At 59.0% G+C, this 21,517-nt stretch carries 19 protein-coding genes; 12 read left to right on the forward strand and 7 right to left on the reverse strand.

Features of this window, described 5'->3' with window-relative positions:
- Positions 1 to 13: 13 nt before the first annotated feature.
- Entirely contained in the window at positions 14 to 448 is a 435-nt protein-coding gene (locus RGM3321_RS11055; protein WP_244393071.1) for a RidA family protein, read from the forward strand.
- Positions 449 to 470: 22 nt separating this feature from the next.
- Here the strand turns inward: RGM3321_RS11055 and RGM3321_RS11060 are convergent, their stop codons facing one another.
- From RGM3321_RS11060 to xylA, 4 genes are all read right to left on the reverse strand, one after another.
- The gene (locus tag RGM3321_RS11060) at positions 471 to 1,607 is read right to left on the reverse strand and encodes a sugar ABC transporter permease (RefSeq protein WP_244393072.1); all 1,137 of its coding nucleotides are present in this window, start codon (positions 1,605 to 1,607) and stop codon (positions 471 to 473) included.
- On the reverse strand, positions 1,608 to 3,164 hold the full coding sequence (xylG, locus tag RGM3321_RS11065) for a D-xylose ABC transporter ATP-binding protein (RefSeq protein WP_244393073.1): 1,557 nt from the start codon (positions 3,162 to 3,164) through the stop codon (positions 1,608 to 1,610).
- Between the two features lie 93 nt (positions 3,165 to 3,257).
- Positions 3,258 to 4,259: a D-xylose ABC transporter substrate-binding protein gene (gene xylF / locus RGM3321_RS11070; protein ID WP_244393074.1), complete on the reverse strand. Its 1,002-nt coding sequence runs from the start codon at positions 4,257 to 4,259 to the stop codon at positions 3,258 to 3,260.
- Between the two features lie 139 nt (positions 4,260 to 4,398).
- The gene (xylA, locus tag RGM3321_RS11075) at positions 4,399 to 5,715 is read right to left on the reverse strand and encodes a xylose isomerase (protein ID WP_244393075.1); all 1,317 of its coding nucleotides are present in this window, start codon (positions 5,713 to 5,715) and stop codon (positions 4,399 to 4,401) included.
- A 168-nt stretch (positions 5,716 to 5,883) separates the two neighbouring features.
- Between xylA and RGM3321_RS11080 the strand changes: the two genes are divergently transcribed.
- The gene (locus tag RGM3321_RS11080; protein WP_057401213.1) at positions 5,884 to 7,083 is read left to right on the forward strand and encodes a XylR family transcriptional regulator; all 1,200 of its coding nucleotides are present in this window, start codon (positions 5,884 to 5,886) and stop codon (positions 7,081 to 7,083) included.
- 4 nt (positions 7,084 to 7,087) lie between these two features.
- Here RGM3321_RS11080 and RGM3321_RS11085 read toward each other — a convergent pair whose 3' ends face one another.
- Complete coding sequence (locus tag RGM3321_RS11085) at positions 7,088 to 7,855, reverse strand: C1 family peptidase (RefSeq protein WP_244393076.1); 768 nt, start codon at positions 7,853 to 7,855, stop codon at positions 7,088 to 7,090.
- A 401-nt stretch (positions 7,856 to 8,256) separates the two neighbouring features.
- Here RGM3321_RS11085 and RGM3321_RS11090 point away from each other — a divergent pair, with 401 nt between their 5' ends.
- The gene (locus RGM3321_RS11090; RefSeq protein ID WP_244393077.1) at positions 8,257 to 8,709 is read left to right on the forward strand and encodes a DUF3237 family protein; all 453 of its coding nucleotides are present in this window, start codon (positions 8,257 to 8,259) and stop codon (positions 8,707 to 8,709) included.
- A gap of 314 nt (positions 8,710 to 9,023) precedes the next feature.
- On the opposite strand, the gene RGM3321_RS11095 is transcribed toward RGM3321_RS11090, so the two are convergent.
- Complete coding sequence (locus RGM3321_RS11095; protein ID WP_058402348.1) at positions 9,024 to 9,452, reverse strand: VirK family protein; 429 nt, start codon at positions 9,450 to 9,452, stop codon at positions 9,024 to 9,026.
- Between the two features lie 209 nt (positions 9,453 to 9,661).
- Here RGM3321_RS11095 and RGM3321_RS11100 point away from each other — a divergent pair, with 209 nt between their 5' ends.
- The 5 genes from RGM3321_RS11100 to RGM3321_RS11120 all read left to right on the forward strand — a co-directional run bounded on the left by RGM3321_RS11100 (position 9,662) and on the right by RGM3321_RS11120 (position 16,072).
- Positions 9,662 to 11,290: a methyl-accepting chemotaxis protein gene (locus tag RGM3321_RS11100; RefSeq protein WP_244393078.1), complete on the forward strand. Its 1,629-nt coding sequence runs from the start codon at positions 9,662 to 9,664 to the stop codon at positions 11,288 to 11,290.
- 216 nt (positions 11,291 to 11,506) lie between these two features.
- Entirely contained in the window at positions 11,507 to 12,511 is a 1,005-nt protein-coding gene (locus RGM3321_RS11105; RefSeq protein ID WP_244393079.1) for a sugar ABC transporter substrate-binding protein, read from the forward strand.
- Positions 12,512 to 12,526: 15 nt separating this feature from the next.
- Entirely contained in the window at positions 12,527 to 14,098 is a 1,572-nt protein-coding gene (locus RGM3321_RS11110; RefSeq protein WP_244393080.1) for a sugar ABC transporter ATP-binding protein, read from the forward strand.
- On the forward strand, positions 14,085 to 15,089 hold the full coding sequence (locus RGM3321_RS11115; RefSeq protein ID WP_244393081.1) for an ABC transporter permease: 1,005 nt from the start codon (positions 14,085 to 14,087) through the stop codon (positions 15,087 to 15,089). Before RGM3321_RS11110 ends, RGM3321_RS11115 begins: the two co-directional genes overlap by 14 nt.
- Entirely contained in the window at positions 15,086 to 16,072 is a 987-nt protein-coding gene (locus tag RGM3321_RS11120) for an ABC transporter permease (RefSeq protein ID WP_244393082.1), read from the forward strand. The genes RGM3321_RS11115 and RGM3321_RS11120 overlap by 4 nt, the downstream gene beginning before the upstream one ends.
- A gap of 9 nt (positions 16,073 to 16,081) precedes the next feature.
- Here RGM3321_RS11120 and RGM3321_RS11125 read toward each other — a convergent pair whose 3' ends face one another.
- Positions 16,082 to 17,320 carry an acyl-CoA dehydrogenase family protein gene (locus tag RGM3321_RS11125; protein WP_244393083.1) on the reverse strand — a complete coding sequence of 413 codons (1,239 nt, stop codon included), beginning with the start codon at positions 17,318 to 17,320 and terminating at the stop codon, positions 16,082 to 16,084.
- Between the two features lie 280 nt (positions 17,321 to 17,600).
- Between RGM3321_RS11125 and RGM3321_RS11130 the strand changes: the two genes are divergently transcribed.
- The 4 genes from RGM3321_RS11130 to RGM3321_RS11145 are packed head-to-tail and all read left to right on the forward strand — an operon-like array spanning position 17,601 to position 21,475.
- Positions 17,601 to 18,701, forward strand: a complete 1,101-nt coding sequence (locus RGM3321_RS11130; protein ID WP_244393084.1) for an AMP-binding protein — start codon at positions 17,601 to 17,603, stop codon at positions 18,699 to 18,701.
- Between the two features lie 5 nt (positions 18,702 to 18,706).
- Positions 18,707 to 19,501: an ABC transporter ATP-binding protein gene (locus RGM3321_RS11135; RefSeq protein ID WP_244393137.1), complete on the forward strand. Its 795-nt coding sequence runs from the start codon at positions 18,707 to 18,709 to the stop codon at positions 19,499 to 19,501.
- A gap of 3 nt (positions 19,502 to 19,504) precedes the next feature.
- Positions 19,505 to 20,386: a branched-chain amino acid ABC transporter permease gene (locus RGM3321_RS11140; protein ID WP_244393085.1), complete on the forward strand. Its 882-nt coding sequence runs from the start codon at positions 19,505 to 19,507 to the stop codon at positions 20,384 to 20,386.
- Between the two features lie 21 nt (positions 20,387 to 20,407).
- Positions 20,408 to 21,475, forward strand: coding sequence for a branched-chain amino acid ABC transporter permease (locus RGM3321_RS11145; protein WP_244393086.1), 1,068 nt, complete (start codon positions 20,408 to 20,410; stop codon positions 21,473 to 21,475).
- The last annotated feature ends 42 nt before the right edge of the window (positions 21,476 to 21,517 follow it).

The raw sequence follows: 21,517 nt of genomic DNA on the forward strand, positions 1-21,517 counted from the left end.
GGGGAGAGACACCATGAGCGACAGCATTCAACGCACAAGCGTCGGCGATTTTCCAATATCGCAAACCGTGACTGTGCCTGCCTCGGCCAGCCTGGTGTTCATCAGCGGCACTTTGCCTGACCTTGCCGACCCACACGCTCCGGCAGGTACGCCTGCCGCGTATGGCAACACTGAAGTGCAGAGCGTTTCGGTGTTCAACAAACTGCGCAGGATCCTCCGGCAACAGGATCTTGATTTGGGCGATATCGTGCAGTTACGAGTGTTTCTGGTGGGTGCCGAGGAGACCGGCGGCAAACTTGATTTTGCGGGCCTGCAGGCCGGCTACACGCAGTTTTTCGGCACCCCCGAGCAACCCTTGAAACCTGCGCGCACCGCTTTGCAGGTGGTGGCGCTGCCATTGCCCGGTGCGCTGATCGAGGTCGAAGCCATCGCGGCCAGACCCGCTTGATTCAATGCCGCCAGTTGCTCGACTATCGACGTGCGGCCCGGGTACTGACGTCCACCCACACCGCCAGCACCAGGATGCCGCCCTTGACGATCATCTGCCAGTAACTGTCGACGTCGAGCATGGACATGCCGTTATCGAGACTGGTGATGACCAGCGCACCAAGCAGGGCACCGTAGACCGTGCCCGAGCCGCCGCGCATGGACGTGCCGCCGATGAAGCATGCGGCAATGGCGTCCAGTTCGCCCATGTTGCCGGCCGAGGGCGAGCCTGCGGCCAGGCGTGCGGTATTGACCAGCCCGGCGAAGGCACACATGACGCCCATGATGCCGAAGATCCATAGTTTTACGGCCTGCACGTTGATGCCGGATAACCGAGTGGCTTCCATATTGCTGCCCACCGCATAGACGCGCCGTCCGAAAACCGTCTGGCTGGTGACATAACTGAATACACCGAGCAGGACTAGTAACAGCAATACCGGAACGGGGATTCCGTCGTAGCTGTTGAGCACATAGACAAACCCGCCCAACACAGCGCCGATCAATACCACGCGTAACACATCACGGATCATCGAGTGTGCCGCCAGCCCGTGCAGGGCTCTGTTGCGCCGTTGTTTCCAGGTCAGAAACAACGTCAGCGCCAGCAACAGTACGCCAAGCCCTGTGCCGGCAGAATGCGGTAAATATCCTTGGCCAACGTAGACCAGCGAAGGCGATACCGGGGCGATGGTCGTACCACCGGTGATCCCCAGCAGAATGCCGCGAAAGGCCAACATACCGCCCAGCCCGACAATAAAGGAGGGAATGCGCAGGTAGGCCGTCATGTAGCCGTTGGCCAGGCCAATCATCAGCCCGCATAGCGCAACCACGCTCAGGTTTGCCAGCAGCGGCACGTGGTAGACCACATCGAGAATCGCCGCCAGGCCACCGAGCAGGCCCAACAATGAACCCACCGACAGGTCGATCTCGCCACTTATGATGACCAGCACCATGCCACACGCCAGAATGCCGGTAATGGACATCTGCCGCAGCAGGTTGGAAAGGTTGCGCGGGGTCAGAAACCCGCCGTCGGTTTGCCAACTGAAGAACAGCCAGATAACCGCGATGGCAATCACCAGCGCAAGCATTTTGTAACGGGTGAAGAACTGTTTGACCTGGTTCATCTATGCGGTCTTCCGGGCATTATTGTCAGCGGCATCGGCGTGGCTGAGCGCAGCGGCGAGTACCTGTTCCTGAGTCAGTTCATGGTTGATGAAGTCGCCGCGCAGCTGGCCTTCGCCAATCACCAGCACACGGTCGGAGACTCCCAGCACTTCGGCCAGCTCCGAAGACACCATGATGATCGACACACCTTCGGCCGCCAGCGCGCCCATCAGCTTGTAGATCTCGTACTTGGCACCCACATCGACGCCGCGGGTCGGTTCGTCGAGGATCAGCACGCGCGGTCGGGTCAAGAGCATTTTCGCCAGTACGGCTTTCTGCTGGTTGCCACCGGACAGGCTGGTGATCGGCAGGAACGGGCTGGCGGTCTTGAGGTGCATGCGCGAGATTTCCCGGTCGATGCTGCCCAGCTCGGCTTCGGCGTCGATGCGGGTCATTTTCGAGTAGGTGTCGAGGACCGCGAGGGTGATGTTCTGACCAACGCCCAGGTCCGGAATAATGCCCTGACGTTTGCGGTCTTCGGGAACCATGCACAAGCCCGCGCGGATTGATTTGAGCGGCGTGCGCGTGTCGACAGGTTGGCCGTCCAGCCACACTTCACCGGTATATCGGCCCGGGTAGGCACCGAACAGCGCGGACACCAGTTCGGTGCGACCTGCGCCAACCAGCCCGGCAATGCCGAGAATTTCCCCGCGCTTGAGAGCAAACGAAATGCCGTCGACCCGTTTGCGTCCGGGGTTATCGACGTCGTAACAGGTAATATTTCGCGCCTCGAAAATCACCTCGCCGATCTCGTGGGGTTCGGTGGGGTAAAGGTTGCTCATTTCGCGACCGACCATCTGGGTGATGATCTTCGGAATGTCCATGTCCGACATGGCGGTGGTGGCGATGTGCTTGCCATCGCGGATCACCGAAATGGTGTCGCACACGGCCGCCACTTCATCGAGTTTGTGCGAAATGTACACGCACGCAACGCCCTTGGCTTTCAGGTCACGAATGATGTCCAGCAGCACCTCGATTTCCGAGCGGGTCAGGGCCGAGGACGGCTCGTCGAGGATCAACAGACGAGCTTTCTTATTCAGTGCCTTGGCGATTTCCACCAGTTGCTGATAACCGCCGCCGTACTGGGAAACCGGCAGTGCCACGTTCATGTCTGGCACTTTGAGCTCACGCATCAACACTTCGGCGCGATGGATCATGGCCGGGTAGTTCATGCGCCCACCGGGGAGCGTCAGTTCATGACCCATGAAGATGTTTTCGGCCACCGACAGGTCAGGCACCAGCGTGAGCTCCTGATGAATGATGACGATCCCGGCTGCTTCCGTTTCGCTGATGGACTGCGCCTTGAGCGGCTGGCCGTCCCAAAGGATCTCGCCGTCCCAGGTGCCGTAGGGGTAGACCGCCGACAGCACCTTCATCAGCGTGGACTTGCCCGCGCCGTTTTCGCCGCACAGGCCGACGCACTCACCGGGCCGGACCTTTATGTCAATGCCGTTCAGGGCTTTGACGCCGTCAAAGGTTTTGACGATGCCGTTCATTTGCAACAGGTAGTCGGACATGGCACAGGCTCACACGGGGATTCATGGGCGTGCCTGAGCCTGCGCAACCATACTGCACAGGCTCAGGCTTTCTATCGACTGATTATCGATAGCTCACTGGCCGCCCATCTGCGCCCTGGTGTAGAACCCGTCTTTCTCCAGCAGGTCGATGTTGTCCTTGGTCAACGGTGTCGGGGTCAGCAGGATGGTGTCGACTTTCTTGCTGCCATTGTCGTACTGCGAGGTAAAAGCAGGCTTCTCGTTGCGCACCAATTGCACCGACAGTTTGGCGGCTTCGCTGGCAATCAGTTTCAGCGGTTTGTAGACGGTCATGGTCTGGGTGCCATCAATGACCCGCTTGACCGCCGCCAGGTCTGCATCCTGCCCCGAGATAGGCACTTTGCCGGCGAGTTTCTGTGCGGCCAGCGCCTGAATCGCGCCCCCGGCGGTGGCATCGTTGGACGCGACGATGCCATCGATCTTGTTGTTATTTCGGGTCAGGGCATTTTCAACAATGCTCAGGGCTTCAGTGGGGTTCCATTCCTTCACCCACTGTTGGCCGACGATTTTGATATCGCCCTTGTCGATGGCTGGCTGCAGCACTTTCATCTGACCTTCGCGCAGAATCTTGGCGTTATTGTCAGTGGGGGCGCCGCCCAGCAAAAAGTAGTTGCCCTTGGGCGCTGCTTTCAGCACGCCGCCGGCCTGCATTTCGCCGACCTTTTCGTTATCGAAGGAGATGTAAGCGTCGATGTCGGCGTTGAGGATCAGCCGGTCATAAGACACCACTTTGATTCCGGCCTTCTTGGCTTCGGCAACGGCGTTGGTCAGCACGGTGGCGTTGAATGGCACGATGACAATCACGTCGACGCCGCGAGAGATGAGGTTTTCGATCTGCGAAATCTGTTTCTGCTCGTTGGCATCCGCCGACTGTACGTAGACCTTGGCGTCCAGTTTCTCCGCTGCCGCAACGAAGTAATCACGGTCGCGTGACCAGCGTTCCAGACGCAGGTCATCAATGGAAAAACCGATTTTCGGGTGGGTGGAGTCGGCCATGACCGGCAGGGACAGCAAGGCCAGAGCGCTGGCAAGCAGCGTGCGTTTCAAGGTGTTCATAGGGTGCGTCCTTTTATTGTTGTTCGAAAGACACTTCATGATGTGCAGGGTAATGCCGGTGCAACTGTAGAACGTTGTCGGACGCCGCGGGCACAGATTTGTCGCGAGAATGTCACTGCGGCGTCCGTAATGCCTTGCTTCAGGAGTAGATAAAGCGGTTGACCACACCTTCCAGCAATTCCTGCCGACCGCTGACGGCTTGTGGGTTGAGATCGTTGTCGAATGCATGGTTTGCAAGCGACTCAAGGCTGAATTCACCCGCCAGCAACGACTTTCCGAAAGGCTGCTGCCAGCCTGCGTAGCGCTGGTCCTTGAACTGCTGAAGCTTATCGTTCTCCACCATCGCCACTGCGCGCTTCAGCGCCAGGGCGAGCACATCCATGGCGGCGACGTGGCCGTGAAACAGGTCGACTTCGTCGAGGCTCTGACGACGGACCTTGGAATCGAAATTGTAGCCGCCATTGGTGAAACCACCGGCCTTGAGAATCTCGTAGGTGGCGAGGGTCATCTCCTCGACGCTGTTGGGGAACTGGTCAGTGTCCCAGCCGTTCTGCGGGTCGCCGCGGTTGGCATCGATGCTGCCGAAGATCCCCAGCGAGACTGCTGTGGCGATTTCGTGGTGGAAGCTGTGCCCGGCCAGGGTCGCGTGGTTGGCTTCAATGTTGACCTTGATCTCTTTTTCCAGGCCGTACTGCTGCAGAAAACCGAACACCGTGGCGCTGTCGTAATCGTACTGATGCTTGGTGGGCTCCTGTGGCTTGGGCTCGATCAGCAAATCGCCTTTGAAGCCGATCGTGTGTTTGTGCTCGACCACCATGCGCATGAAGCGGCCCAACTGCTCGCGCTCCTGCTTGAGGTCTGTATTGAGCAGGGTTTCGTAGCCTTCACGACCGCCCCACAGTACGTAGTTGGCCCCTTTGAGTCGCTGGGTGGCGTTCATGGCGCTGAACACCTGAGTCGCGGCGTAGGCAAATACTTCAGGGTCCGGATTGCTGGCGGCCCCTGCGGCAAAGCGCGGGTTGCTGAAACAGTTAGCGGTGCCCCACAGCAGCTTGATGCCGGTTTGCTCCTGATGACGTTCCAGATGATCAATCATCTGCGCGAAGTTGTTGCGATACTCCTTGAGCGAGCTGCCTTCCGGTGCCACGTCGGTGTCATGGAAGCTGTAGTAGTCGATGCCGAGTTTGGAGAAAAACTCGAAAGCTGCTTCAGCCTTGCCGATAGCCAGCTCCAGCGGGTCGCCGGAACCTTGCCATGGACGCTTGAAGGTACCGACACCAAACATGTCGGCGCCCGGCCAGACGAACGTGTGCCAGTAACAGGCCGCCATGCGCAAATGCTCGCGCATGGGTTTGCCGAGAATCAGTTTGTCGGCATCGTAGTGACGAAAGGCAAGGGGCGAGTCGCTGTCAGGGCCTTCATAGCGAACCTTGTCGACGGCGGGGAAGTACGGCATCTGCGTTTTCCTTATTGTTCTTGGCGATGCCTCGATACTAGCAACGGCCTTGGGCCTGCTGATTATGAAAATCGTCAACGCGTAGTGCGATTTTGAGTATTGAGATTCGCGCGTCACGCGCCTAGTCTGTGTCGAACGGCGTCGTGCTGCTCCATCGGCATAAAAATAATGAAAACCGTACCCCCCGTTCACCGCATTGCACTGTTGTTCAACGGCAGCAAGATCTATGACCGCGGCATCATCAGCGGCATTGGCAACTACCTCAGCAGTACTCGGGTGTCCTGGGATCTGTTCCTGGAGGAAGACTTTCTCTGTCGCCTGAAAGGCATCGAGCGTTGGCAGGGTGACGGGATCATTGCCGACTTCGACGACCCGCTGATTGGTGAGGCATTGGCCGGCATCAGGCTGCCGGTGGTGGCGGTAGGCGGTTCCTATCAGGATGAGCGCGCCTACCCGAAGGGCATCCCCTATGTCGCGACCGACAACCACGCCTTGATCAAGGCCGCCTACGAGCATTTGATAGTGGCCGGGCTCACACGCTTTGCCTGCTTCAGTCTGCCTGAGGCTCAGGCCAATCGCTGGGCGCAGGAGCGCGAGCAGGCCTTTCGCCGACTGCTGCAACGCGACGGCCTGCACGCCGAGGTCTATCGCGGACTGGGTACCAGTGCACCGCTCTGGGACAGCGCTGTAGAACAGCAGATCGCCTGGCTGCAAAGCCTGCCCAAGCCGATCGGCATCATCGCGGTGACCGACGCCCGCGCCCGTCAGTTGCTACAGGCCTGCCTGACTGCCGGAATTGCAGTGCCCGAACAAGTGGCGCTGATCGGCATCGACAACGATCCGTTGACCAGAACCCTCACGCGGGTGCCGTTGAGCTCGGTGGTTCAAGGCACCGACACAATGGGCCGAACCGCCGCGCGCCTGCTGCACCAGATGCTGCACGGTATGCCGTCTTCGGGCACCCACATTCTGATACCGCCGGATGCTGTCAACGTACAGGCTTCGAGCCTGCATCAACCGTTGGGGGACCCCTATGTGATGCAGGCGTTGCTGTTCATCCGGCAGTACGCGTGCCAGGGTATCAAGACCGCGCAGGTAGCGGCTTATGTAGGCGTTTCGCGCTCGTCGCTGGAAGCGCACTTTCGCAGGGTGCGGGGCTGCAGCGTGCATGACGAGATCCTGCGTTTCAAACTGGCCGCTGCCGCACACGGGCTGCAAAACACTGACTGCGCAATTGCCGACATCGCCCGCGATTGTGGTTTCCGGTCGGCGCAATACCTGCACACGGTATTTCGCCGGGAATTTGGATGCACGCCGCGAGAGTACCTGCAGGGTGTCAATGCGGCAGTGCAATGCCCCGTTGCCTGACAAGTCAGGCAGCCACGACTCTTATCGTCCAGAAGTCGGTGGACAGATTTTCATCCAGCAGATAGCTGTAGGGCAGGGTGAAGTAGCCTTCCATGCCCCAGCCAGTGCCCCATGAGTTGCGCAAGATGAAATGCTGATGGGCATCGTTGTAACCCACCGCCAACACGCAGTGCCCTCCGAGCATTTTTTCGTGAGGGCCCGGCATCGGGGCATGCCCGGTCTGTGCGACTTTCTTGCTCTCAAAGCTCTCGTAGACGGAAAAACCAATGACAAACGGATAACCTGCCGCCAGGCAGCCTTTCATCTGGTTGAGGTTTTGCGCAACTTTCTGGTAGGACACCGCTTTGTATTTTCTAGCGTCCTTGTAGCAGGCAGCCGGAGGTTTGATAGCGAACTTTTCAATATCATAAGGCCACTCTTTTTCAGGGCAATCACCTTGCTCCGCTACACTTTTAATTCCGTGGCGGATCATCGCGCCGCTGTCCGAATCGACGGTATGCTCAATGACTCGTTCGTTGTAGTAGGTAAACAACCGCGAGGGCTCGAATGCTGGCGTCAGCTTTTGCTTCATGCGATCAAATTGAATCGCTCCGGCAATACCGTTCGCGGTACAACTGCCCAGTTGGCCCTGGTCGTATACGGGCGGGCAATGGTGGCGCAGATCAACCATGTGTGGAAGCGCCGCCAGCGCCGTTGTCGGCGCCGCATAAAGATGATCGCGATGATCAGGCAGATCGCGAATCCATCCATACTGTTTTACGGTATAGGTCATTTCGTATCTCCTTGTAAGACACTGTCAGAAAAGTTGACAACGCTCATGTAAACAGGTTTTTGGCAGGCGCGGATTAAACTTCTTTTAGTCAATAGTGAGCTATGAGTTGGCCAGGCGGGCTCATTTGGCCAGTACTGTTAGTTGAGTAACGGGCCATATTAACCAGTCTGTTAAATGGGCGTGCGGAATAGAATTACCGCCTTTTTTGCGCTTGATACGAGCCAAAGCGCTTTATCGAAAGTGGCAAAACGATACTGCTTTATACAAGCTTATCCTAAGCCCATAAGCGTACCGGGCGGTACATTTAAATTGACAGCATGCGATGTACGGGCTAAAAGATACACCTCGGTACAGTTATGGGCGAAGCGCAAATCGCCACATGCAAGATGAGGGGTAGAGGGATGGAGACGATGCAACTGCATGAAATAATGACTGCTCACCTGCGTATCGATACGCCGCAAGCGCTCTGCAATCCTCAGCGGGGGAAGCGCAGCAGCGGTGAGGTACTGGGAGGCGAATTCAACGGCGATCGATTGCAGGGGCAGGTTCTTCCGGGAGGCAGCCTTTTTCTCGTGCCTCAGGATGACAACCTTGCACGATTCAGCCTGTACTACACCTTGCTGACTGACGACGGAATAAAGATAGATGTCGTCGGAGAAGGGCTCGTGGCCTTCGATGAAGCGGACCGCGCGCCATTCGCCGAATCGCGTTGTCGGTGCACGTGCAGCAAGCAGTTCAGCGTTCCTTCCGGCGCTCATGATTACTTGCAGAGAAACCTGTACGTCGGCAGAGTAAATATAAAAGCCGGGGATGATAGCATGCGTGTCAGTATTTATCAGGTTAACGAGATATGAAGATCCGTCAAAGGAACGGGTGGATGTGAAAGCAAGTCTCACGCGTATAAGCCTTGCCGTTTAAACTTGGTGGGTCAGCGTTATGAAATTTAATTATTTTTGCTGGTTATGTATATGACCAGAGACGGGTCAGCCTGACATTGCGGCTTGCGTGCCGGTTGGGTTCAACCATTCTCACGTTATCAGTCGGGTTTGAAGTACTCGACATGTTGTATATCAACAAGCAGTTCGAGCGTTACTTTCAAGGGCGTGAGGACGGCCTGTCGCCCACGCCGGATATCTGTCTGGTTCATTTGGTTGTGGCGTGACCGTTACTAGCTGGCAAAAAAGCTCAGCCCTTTGCCGATCGCGCATTCATAACTCACCGGATTGCCGACCTGCTGATAGCCGGGAACACTCAGTGTCGTCATGCTGAACACGGCACTGCCATTGGAGCGTATCTGGTAGCGAATGAACTGCTCGATGGGCTTGTTATCGCGATCCAGGGTGAAGTGGCTGTCCGAGAACGCGAGGGTGCCGTCGGGGGTGATGCGGTAGGCATCGATGCGTTTGCCGCCTTTGGTTTTGGACGGCTCTGCACCCGCGACCGAGGACTTGCATTGCCCCAGGTCAATCGCCACAGCGACCGACTCTCCGGTATTCAACGCCTGGATGATAGCGGGGTAGCTGACCAGCGCGTCGCCTGCGTGAGCTGCACCTGGCAGTGCAAGGGCAAGTAATGCGGCGGCGTAATAATGTTTCATGGCAACTCCAGTAAGTCAGTCTGAAGGTTGAGAAGACCTGTCGTCTCGTGATTATCGAGCGTCGCGAAACCTACCATAAGGTTTCCTTGAAGTGGGCCCTGAATAGCAGTGGCACGGCTCTGACTCAAGGTTCTTCATCCTTTTTCCCGATCTGCCGATAGAGATGACGGTGCTAATTTTATTCGTCAGCCACGGGAAGGGGATTGAACATGCTGAGACAGCTGAAAATAGCCGCGCGGACCTCCGCCTGCTTTGCGTTGATGGTCGTGCTTGTCGTAGGGCTTGGCATTTTCAGCCTTCAGCAATTGCATAGCATTCGCGAGCAGTCGCTTGAAATCGAAAATGACTCCCTTCCCGGAATTGCGCTGGGTGACGATATCGCGCTTGCCTTCGAGAAAACCCGCACCACCGTGGCGAAAATGCTGTCCACGCGTGATGTTGCGCAAGTTGCGCAGGCCCACACAGAGTTCCTCGACAAGAAAGCCCGCTTTCAAAAAGCCATCGAGGCCTACAGCCCGGTTATTACCGAGGATGACGAGCGCGCGCTCATCAATGGGCTGACAAGTGCCTATCAGGGGTATACCGAACGCGCCGAGCAGGTTTACAAACTCATCAATGAAAACCAGGCAGAGGCCGCGCGGCAGATGGTCTGGGGCGAGATGAGGGTCATGGCGGAAAGTATCGAAGCATCACTGGGCAAGCTGGAAAAGATCAACGATGACTCTGAAGCCGAGTCCAGTGCCGCCGCCTCGTCGGTTTACGACAATGCTCTTATCGTCACTCAGGTAGTCATGCTGGTGACGGTGCTGCTTACCGTGCTGCTTGCCTGGCGTCTGACGAAAAGTCTGGCAGTACCGATCAGTCAGGCACTTTTGACCTCGGAAACCATTGCCGCGGGGGATCTGCGTCCTACCCGTGTCGACCGTGATGGCGTTGATGAAGCGGCCTTGTTGCTGCAATCGATGGAACGCATGCGTGGCAATCTGAGCCAGACCCTGACCCAGGTCGGCGATGCCGCACACCAGCTTGCCTCGGCCACAGAGCAAATGAGTGCGCTGATGGTCAACAGCAACGCCGACCTTGTGGTGCAGAACAGCGAGATAGAAATGGCCGCGACCGCCGTTACCGAGATGAGCCAGGCGGTCGACGAAGTGGCGCGAAATGCTGTGACCACCTCGGAAGAATCCAGAGCCTCGTCGGTGTCTGCCCGCCAGGGTCAGGACGAACTCAATCAGACCGTCAAATCAATCCTCGAACTGACCCACAATGTCGGCACCGCGTCGGTAGAGGCACAAGCGCTGGCAACCCGCACGCTGGATATCACCAAGGTGCTGGATGTTATTCGCGCAGTCTCCGAGCAAACCAACCTGCTGGCGCTCAATGCTGCCATTGAGGCGGCACGGGCGGGCGATGCCGGGCGGGGTTTTGCCGTGGTTGCGGACGAGGTGCGCGCGCTGGCTCATCGCACCAGTGAGTCCACCCGCGAGATCGAAACCATGATCGGGCACATCCAGCAGGGCACCAAGAGCACGCTGGTGGCGCTTGAAGTCAGTACCGAACAGGCCCAACGCACCAAACAGCAGGCTGAGTCGGCCAACGCCGTGCTGGCCAGTATCGCCAGTTCGGTCATGGTTATCGATGAGCGAAATACGGTGATCGCCAGCGCTTCTGAGGAGCAGGCGCTGGTCGCGCGCGAAGTGGATCGCAACCTGGTTCGAATCCGAGACTTGTCGGCGCAGTCGGCAGTGCGCACCGGTCAGACCGGCAGTGCCAGCCAGTCGCTGGCCGAACTGGCGAGTGATCTGACCACCACCCTGAGGCAGTTCAAGCTTAGCTGAGCAGTCAAGCATGAACGTGCTGTTGCCCGGACAACAGCGAATCGACAATGTGTTCGCCGTCTTGGGCCTGAAGCGTCGGCTATCAGCGTAAACGCAATTTGGCGCAATAGCCTGAAAGCCAGGCTCTGCGCCGTTGCCAGCGCAACCGCAGGGCTTTGGGCATGACCTGTGCACTGCTGATCAGGATTGTTTTCCTGAGCCAGCGGAGCCACCCGAATGCCTGATGCCGTCCCGATTTACCAGCCAACCCGCCTGCATGCATTAGGGCGCGCCCTGGCGCTGACCCTGTTGGCCACCAGCCTTGTCGCGACGGCACATGCCGATGACAGCGATGTACCTTCGCTGGCGGGCAAACGCATCGCTATCAGCATGACCGGCACCAGTCACTACTTCGATATCAAGGCGTTTCAGGCGCAGGTGGATGAGGTCAAGCGCCTGGGCGGCACGCCTATAACGCTTGATGCAGGTCGCAACGACAAGAACCTGGTCAATCAACTGCAGACCGTGGTCACGCAAAAGCCCGACGCGGTGATTCAGACCCTGGGCACCCTTAGCGTTATCGACCCTTGGCTCAAGCGCATCAGCAAGGCGGGGATTCCACTGTTCACCATCGATGCACCTTCGCAATACAGCCTCAACAACACCACCTCGGACAACATTGCCACCGGCAAGGCACTGGCCGGGCAACTGATCAAAGACGCGGGTGGCAAGGGCAACGTGCTGGTGTTCAACGGCTTTTATGGTGTGCCGGTGTGCGCCATTCGTTACGACCAGCTCAAGCTGGCGATCAAGGATCATCCGGAACTGAAAATCATCGAGCCGGAGTTGCGCGACGTCATTCCCAACACGGTTCAGGACGCTTACTCGCAAGTCTCGGCACTGCTTAACAAGTACCCCAAAGGCAGTGTTTCGGCGATCTGGGCGGCCTGGGACATTCCCCAGCTTGGCGCCAGCAAGGCGCTGATCGACGCCGGAAGAACTGAAATCAAGACCTATGGCGTTGACGGCACGCCGGAAGTACTTGAGCTGATGCGCCGTGAGGACTCACCGATTGGTGCCGTGGTTGCGCAGCAGCCAGCGCTGATCGGCAAGACCGCAGTGCAGAACGTCGCTCGCTATCTGGCCGGGCAACGCGACCTGCCCAAAGAGACTCAGGTGCCGACCTTGCTGACCACGGCCGCCAACCTGCCGCAAGTGCAGGAGCTCAGGGGTGATAACTGACGCAGGAGATCGACCATGAGAGCAGCGATTGCAGACGTTACGACGGCGCAGGCGGCCTTGCACTTGAAGGGCATCAGTAAGCGCTTTGGTGCCACTCAGGCACTGGATGGGGTCAACCTGCGGGTCGAGGCCGGAACCATTCATGGGCTGGTTGGCGAAAACGGCGCAGGCAAGTCAACCCTGATCAAGGTGCTCGCCGGTATTCATCGCGCCGATGCGGGCAGCTTGAGCATTCATGGCCAGCAGTTCGACAGCTTTACTCCGCGCCAGATTGAATCCGCGGGCGTGCATTTCATTCATCAGGAGCGCTTGCTGCCGGGCAGCTTCAGCGTCGGTGAGGCACTGTTTTTCGGGCAGGAAATCAAACGCGGTCTGTTTGTCGACCGGGGTGCTCAGGAGCGCGAAGCGGCCCGGTTGCTGGATGATTATTTTGCCATGCGCCTGCCGAGCGGGGCGCTGGTACGCGATCTGGACAGCGCACAACGACAGATATTGCAGATCACTCGCGCACTGTTGGCCAAACCGCGGGTGCTGGTGTTCGACGAGCCGAGTGTGTCACTGGTCAAGCAGGAGGTTGACCGGTTGCTGGCAATTGTCCGGCGTTTGCGCGATGACGGGCTGACCATTGTGTACATCTCTCACTACTTGCAGGAAATCGAGTCGTTATGTGATCAGGTCACCGTGCTGCGCAATGGACGCGACGTGGCGGTGGTTGATCCCGCGCATGTCGGCACCGCGCAGATCGCCCGGCTGATGGTCAATCGTGACGTGGGTGAGCAATATTTCCAGGCGCAGACGCAGCCCGGCCCGCCAGTGCTTCAGTTGAACGGGCTGGGAGCAGGGCGCTTTTACGACGGCATTGACCTGAGCGTACGAAGTGGCGAAGTAGTGGGCCTGACCGGGTTGGTCGGCTCGGGTGCCAAGGAACTGCTCAAGAGCCTGTTCGGGCTGCTCAAGCCGGATCGCGGCGATGTGCTGTTGAATGGTCAGCCGTTGCGCCTGAAATCCCCACGGGATGCGGTGCGCAACGGTATCGCACTGGTCCCCGAAGAGCGCCGCACGCATGGCGTGGCACCAGCGCTTTCGGTGCTGGAGAATATTACCCTGGCCAGCCTCGGGCGCTTCAGCCGCTGGGGGTTGCTCGACGGTGCTGCGCAGGCAAGGGAAAGCCAGCGCCTGATCGGTGAACTGGCGATCAAGACCTCAGGCCATGATGCGGCGGTTCAATTGCTCAGTGGTGGCAACCAGCAAAAGGTCGCCCTGGCCAAGTGGCTGAGTCGGCACTCGACGTTGTACCTGCTGGATGAGCCCAGTGTGGGGGTCGACATTGGTGCCAAGGTGGAAATCTACCGGCTGATTGCCCGGCTTGCCGAAGGCGGCGCAGCAGTGTTGGTGCTGTCGTCGGACCTGCCGGAACTGATCGGCATCACCCAGCGCATTGTGGTGCTGCACAGGGGGCGTATTGCGGGCGAATTCGATTCGTCGAGCACCGACAGTGATCAGTTGCTGGCCTGTGCCACCGGGGCCAGTGAAGGCCGTCATGATGGCAAAAACACCCTTCAGGAGACTCGCCATGTCCTCGCTTGAAACGTCAGTCATTCAGGCCGGCGATCCATCGCAACGCTGGCTGGTGCGGCTGGCACAGCGCGGTTCGTTACTGGTATTTCTGGCGATACTGCTGGGCTTTGCGGTCAGCGCGCCCAACTTTCTCAGCATCGGCAACATCAGCAACGTGTTCGCCCAGTCAGCCGTGCTGGGCATATTGGCGCTGGGCCTGACATGTGTGGTCATCGGCGGGGGCTCTAACGTTGTCAGCGGCGGGCTGGACCTGTCGCTGGCCGCCAATCTCGGTCTATGCGCAGCCGTTTACAGCAGCCTGAACAACGCCGGTTTAGAGGCTTGGCAGGCGATTGGTTTGACGCTTGGCTGTGGTCTGCTGGTTGGCGCGCTCAATGGTCTGGCAGTGGTTTTTTTACGTTTGCCGCCGTTGCTGGCGACGCTTGCGAGCATGAATTTGATTGCAGGTCTGGAGCTCGTGCTGACCCAGAACACCGTGCTGGCTACCGATTCCGCGCTGCTGGACAGTCTGGCTTCCGGCGTCTGGCTGGGCATTCCGGCGCTGGCGTGGGTGTTGCTGAGTGTCGCAGCGCTGTTGTGGCTGCTGATTCAGCACAGCGCGTTTGGCCTGCGCCTGTACGCCATTGGTGAGTACCCGCAAGCGGCAACTGCTGCCGGGCTGAATCTGCAGGGCTATGTGTTCGCCAGCTACCTGATTGCCGGTGGCTGCGCCGCCATTGCGGCGTTCTGTTCTGCCGCATTTTTCAGTGGCAGCACCACCGGTTCCGGCGACATGCTGCTGTCGGTGGTGGCAATTGCCTTTCTCGGCGTGGTGTTCTCGCGGCGTCTGACCGCCAACATTCCCGGCACCTTGCTGGCGACGTTGCTGCTGGGTTTTCTGATCAATGGCTTTCAATTGCTGAACATTTCCAATTTCTGGGTCAATGGCGTTCAAGGCGTGCTGATCCTGCTGGTGGTGGCATTTTCCGGGGCGCTGGGCCGCCGGGAGGGTGAACAATGAATACGCTGACCCTGAACACTTCTTCAACGCTGGTGAAAGTCCTGCCGCGCCTGTTGCCTGCGGTCCTGCCGCTGTTGGTGCTGCTCATCCTGCTGTTTTTCGCCATCAATGCACCGGGGTTTCTGAGCTGGGGCAACCTGTCGAGCCTGGTGCTGAACAATTTTGTGTTGCTGGCCATTGTAGCTGTGGGCATGACCTGGGCAGTTGCTGCTGGTGGCATCGATCTGTCGGTGGGAACGGCGCTGGACTTTGCCAGCCTCGGCTTTGTCGTCACGCTTAATGGCGGCCACGGTCTGGGCGCGGCCATCGCGATGGCGTTGCTGGCAGGCGGCGCGGCGGGCGCGTTCAATGCGACGCTGATCGCCGGGCTGCGTATTTCGCCGTTCCTGGCGACGCTGGGTACATTGTTTATCGGCACCAGCGTGCAGCAGCTGTTATCCGACGGTGGTCAACCGATCTACATCGCTCAGGGCGCGTTGCCGGGCATCAGCGGTGTACTGATTCTGGGCGTGCCGTTGCCACTGGTGGTGGTCGGGGTACTGGCAGGGTTTTACGGACTGGTGCTGGCGCGCGGGCGTCTGGGCCGGGAAATGCTTGCGCTGGGGACGCAGCCGCAGCTGGCGTATTACTCGGGGCTTTCTACCCGGCGCATTGCCGTACAGGTGTTTGTCGCCAGCGCTCTGGCCTGCGCGGTCGCCGGTATCCTGCTCAGCTCCACGGTCAACGCCTATGTGCCGATGTCAGGCAATGCCTACCTGATCAATGCCATTGGTGCGGTGTTCATTGGCACGACGCTGAGTCGTCAGGGGCGTGCCAACATTGTCGGGACGTTATTGGGCGTGCTGTTCATCAATGTCATCGCCAATGGTTTGTTGTTGATCGGCTGGAACTTCTATTGGCAGCAGGTAGCGACCGGGGTGTTGATCTTTCTGGTGCTGGCGTTCAGCTTTGCCAGTCGCCACCTGCTGCGTAACGCGGCGTAACCTTACCCCTCAGGCTTTGCCGGTACCGCTGCCGATCTGCCAGACAAAAGGCGGCTCGGTACCGTTGATGCGCCAGTCACCGACAATGCGCGCCTTGTAGATCAGCGGATTGTGCGATGCCACTGTGCGTGCATTACGCCAATGGCGATCCAGCGCCTTGTTGACGCTGACGCCTGAAGCGCCCAGTGCATTGAACAGTTCGGTGGCAGAGCGCAGCACCAGTTCCGACACAATGACCTGCGCCTTGGCTGTCTCGATTTCCGCGGCTATGTTGGCGTCTTTTTCCTGCTGTGGATTATTGCCGAAGCGTGCCACATAAGCGCGTTGCAAAGGCTCGGCAGAACGCAGGGTGGCCGCCTCGGCGGCGTAGACCTGGGCGGAGATCTGCCCGACCACTTGCTGCACCTGTGAGTCCTGGCTGACGCTGCCCGCGTTGCCGTGGCTGAAGATGCGCTTGCGGTCGCGCACTTCCTGCGCGATGTCGCGTTCCACAGCTCGGCCAATACCTGCCAGCACCGCCAGCAGCACCAACTGATAGAACGCCGTCTGGTACTTGAAACGCTGCTCGAACGGAATGACATGTGTGGCAGGCAGCGGCACATTGTCGTAAACCGAGGTGCCGCTGCCGGTGGTGCGCTGGCCAAACCCGTCCCAGTCGTCACTGTGACGCACGCCTGCGTGCCTGGCATCGACCACCGCAATCACATCGGTTCCAGTGTCGGCGCGCTGGGCGTAGACGTCGATCCAGTCGGCGAAAATGCTGCCGGTGCTGTAAAACTTGGTGCCGTTGAGCACGAAGCCATCGCCCTGAGGGCTGACTTTGGTTATCACATCGCCGATTTTCACTGCACCGACCTCGGTCCAGCCATTGCCGACCAGATCCCCGGCCACGAAGCGTGCAAACCATGTGTCACGGTCGGTGCCGGGTGGTGCATTCAAGCGGTCTTCGACAAAGGCGAAATGCGCTCGCAAGGCTTGCGGAATGTTCGAGTCGGCTTCAGCCAGTTCTATCAGCAGTTGAAAAAGCTGGCTAACCGAAGCACCCGCACCGCCGTATTGGACGGGCACCCGCACAGCGCCGAAACCGGCCTTCTTCAGCCAGGCAATCGGTTCATAGGGCAGGGCGCGGACTTTTTCGCGTTCGACATTGCCAGCGCCGATCTCCCGAAAGATCGGCCGGAACCGGTTGGCCAGGGTTTCGTAATCGGTGCCCAGCGAGAGAGGGTTTGAGCCGGTTGATTGAGTCATGCGGTACTCCTGAACGCGAAGAGATCGGCACATGGGCCGGGTGGGTTCGTGCGGATCTCTGCATGCTTTATGCCTGAATCTAACTGTCTGATTTTTATGGTTTTTATTTTTACTGGTGGATTCATCTGTTGTCCGGGCAACAGCTGCGCAACAGCTTGTCCGCAAACCGCACAGTGATAAAACTCATTCAGGCATTGCAACCTGTTGATATTAATAAGTTTGTTGGAGTGGCACGCTCGCTGCTATGGCTTCATCGATCCTTTATCGACGGAAGCGCAACATGTCCGACTCATTGCCCCAAGCGTTGCTACAGCAGGCTCAAAGCCGGCCTGAGCAGACGGCGTTGCGTTACAAGCAATTCGGTATCTGGCGGACGCGTAGCTGGGGCGAGCTGGCCATTGACGTCAGACGCCTGGCCGCAGCCTTGAAGGGCGTCGGGTTCAGCCCGGCCGACAGGCTGTTCATTATCAGCGAGGCGCGAGCCGAAGCGTTGTTGTTGACGCTGGCGGCGCACTGGCTTGGGGGCAGCGTCAGCCTGCTCGACCCGGCGCTGGATAACCGCGAATGGCTGGCTGGCCAGTCCCTGGAGTTTGCAGTGGCCGACGGGCTGGAAGCGCTTCTCCAGGTGCGCGTGGCCTCACCGGGCATCGTCGTGTTGCTGGACAAGCGCGGCTTGACCAAGGCTGATGACCGCGGGGTAATCGACTATGCCCGATTGCTGAACGGCCCGACAGGCGACGTTGCCGATCCGCGCCAGAGCCGGGCTGCGGCCTTTGTCTTTCCCTCTGTCGACTGGCAGCCGGACCTGCAGTTGAGTCATGCAGTTCTGCTTTCGGACGCAATGCAATTGGCGCAAAGGCATGCGCTGTCCAACCAGGATCAGGCATTGGCCGCCAGAGTGTTTGCCGCCAGCGAGCAGGCACGCTATCTGTTGGCGCCCTGGCTGGTTGCCGGGTTTTGCCTGAATTTTCCCGAGGCCCTTGGCACTCGCGACAACGACCGTCGCGAACTGGGGCCCACTCTGGTGCTGGGCACTCGCGAGTCCTACGCACGTCTGGAACTCTGGGTCAGGGAGCGCTTGCCGCTGCCGGGCAGCATCAGCCACCGGCTTTACCAATGGGCGATGGCTCCTGCTCCGGGTGCCGTGCGGCGCTGGCTGGGTTACGGCTTGATTCGCCGCCCGCTGCTGGACGTGTTGGGCATGAGTCGGCTGGCTAAACCGTTGCTGGCAGGCGATGCGCTGACGCCACAGAGCGAAGCGTTTTTTGCGGCGCTGTGTATCAGACCAATCAGGCTGGGGGCAGCGAGCCAGGCCAATCAGCCGCAAGAACCGACAGAGAATATGCCGCATACGCTCGCGCTGCCGGGTATACCGTCTTGAATGCGCTGGCGGCCGTGGCACTGCTGGAACTTGAAGATATTTCCTTATCTTTCAAGGGGGTTAAAGCCGTTACCTCAATCAGTTTCTCGGTGGCTACAGGCGAGATCTGCGCGTTGATAGGCCCCAATGGTGCAGGCAAAAGTTCGCTTCTCAACGTCATCAATGGTGTGTATCAGGCGCAAAGCGGCTCAATCAGCTATGCCGGTAAAACTCGCCGCCGGATGCGTCCGCATCAGGCGGCCGAGGGTGGCATAGCACGCACTTTTCAGAATATCGCTTTGTTCAAGGGCATGAGTGTGCTGGACAACGTGTTGACCGGGCGCAATCTCAAACGGCGCAGTACCTGGCTTGAGCAGATGCTGCGCATCGGTCGGGCACCTGCCGAAGACGACGAACAACGCCGACATGCCGAGCGTGTCATTGAGTTTCTGCGTATTCACCCGTGGCGCCATGCATTGGTGGGCAAGCTTTCCTATGGCCTGCAGAAACGTGTCGAACTGGCCCGCGCCCTGGCGGCGGAACCACGTCTGCTGTTGCTGGACGAGCCGATGGCCGGAATGAATGCCGAAGAGAAGCACGAGATGAGCCAGTTCATCCGCGATATCAATCGTGAGCTGGGCGTCACTGTGGTTCTGATCGAGCACGACATCGGTGTGGTGATGGGCCTCAGCGACCATGTGGTGGTGCTGGATTACGGTCGCAAGATCGGTGACGGCACACCCGCGCAGGTTCGCGCCAACCCTCAGGTGATTGCTGCATATCTCGGCACGCGTCGTTCGTCTTCGTTCGGGAAACCATAAGCCATGGAATTCTTCTTTGAAGTGCTGATTGGCGGGCTGTTGGCTGGCGTCATGTACTCGCTGGTGGCGATTGGGTTTGTGCTGATCTACAAGGCGTCGGGGGTGTTCAATTTCGCTCAGGGCGCGATGGTGCTGTTCGCGGCGCTGACGTTTGTCAGCCTGCTGGAACGGGGTCTGCCGTTTTTCTGGGCGTTTCTGGCAACGCTTGCGAGCATGGTGGCGCTGGCGCTGTTGATCGAAAGAATGGTTCTGCGCCCACTGGTCAATCGTCCACCGATCATCCTGTTCATGGCCACCCTCGGCCTGTCGTACATGATCGAAGGCCTGGCTCAGGCGCTGTGGGGGGCGCAGGTTCACGGCCTGGAGCTGGGCATCCCGGACGAACCACTGGAAATTCGCGGCATGCTGCTCTCGCAGTTCGATCTGTTCGCAGCAGGTACGGCTGCGCTTCTGGTGATTGCCCTGTCGTTGCTGTTCAACCGCACCCGTATCGGTCTGTCGTTGCGTGCCGTGGCGGACGACCCGCTGGCTTCGCTGGCCGTCGGTATCCGTTTGCCACGCATCTGGGCGGTGGTCTGGGCGGTGGCCGGGTTTGTCGGACTGGTGGCCGGGCTGCTTTGGGGCGCGCGGCTGGGGGTGCAGTTTTCCCTGTCACTGGTGGTGCTTAAAGCGCTGCCGGTGTTGATCATTGGCGGTTTCTCCTCGATCGGCGGCGCGATTGTTGGCGGTCTGATCATCGGCGCAGCCGAGAAGCTGGCCGAGATTTACCTGGGGCCGATCATCGGCAGCGGTATCGAAAACTGGGTGCCGTATGTGCTGGCGCTGTTGTTTCTGCTGGTTCGCCCTGCCGGCCTGTTCGGCGAGCGGGCGATAGAGCGCGTCTGACTTTCATCAAGGATCAATGCCATGCTTTATCGAGAAGCCGGACAACTGGCGAGTAGCTACGCGGATGAACTCCGGGTTTTTCGTCTGCGCCAGGACCGCATCGGGCTGTGGGGCCTGTTGGCATTCGCTTTTATCGCAGTGCCGTTGCTGGGCAACGATTACTGGTTCAGCGCGATCCTGATTCCGTTTCTGGTGCTGTCGCTGGCGGGGCTGGGGCTTAACCTGTTGACCGGTTACGCCGGGCAATTATCGCTGGGCTCGGCTGCGTTCATGGCGGTGGGTGCGTTCGCTGCCTATAACCTGCAACTGCGGGTGCCGGGCATGCCGTTGCTGCTCGGTTTTGCGCTGGGCGGGCTGGTGTCTGCGCTAGTGGCGTTGCTGTTCGGGCTGCCGAGCCTGCGGATCAAAGGCTTTTACCTGCTGGTCTCGACACTCGCCGCACAGTTTGTGGTCGAGTGGGTGTTGACCCGCTTCAGCTGGTTCACCAACGACAATGCCTCGGGCGTGATCACCTCTCCACCACTGATCATCGCCGGGGTGAACTTCAGCTCGCCGCAAGGCCGCTACCTGTTGACGCTCGGGCTGGTAGTGCTGCTGTTCTGGCTGGCGAGAAATCTGCTGCGCGGCGAGCTGGGCCGCAACTGGATGGCCGTACGTGATATGGACACTGCCGCTGCGGTGATTGGCATCCGCCTGTTCAAGGCCAAACTTCTGGCATTCGCCATCAGCGGTTTCTATCTGGGCGTCGCTGGCTCGCTATGGGCGTTCGCTTATCTGGGCACGGTCGAGCCGCATGGTTTTGACCTGAACCGGTCATTCCAGATTCTGTTCATCATCATTATCGGCGGGCTGGGCAGTGTGCAAGGCAACTTTCTTGGCGCGGCGTTCATCGTGCTGTTCCCGATTCTGCTCGGCAACCTCAGCGCCTTGCTGCCGGTCGGCCTGATCGATTCCGGGCAACTGGAAAACATTCAGAAGATGCTTTTCGGCGCCTTGATCATCGCTTTTCTGATCAAGGAACCCGAAGGGCTGGCGCGTCTCTGGCTGCGCTTTCGTCAGCGCGCACGCATCTGGCCGCTGCGCTATTGACTGGTTACTCACCCACAAAACCTCGTGTATCTCAAGGAATGC

The organism is Pseudomonas sp. RGM 3321 (genome assembly GCF_022836805.1).
In the GTDB taxonomy this organism is placed as follows: Bacteria; Pseudomonadota; Gammaproteobacteria; order Pseudomonadales; family Pseudomonadaceae; genus Aquipseudomonas.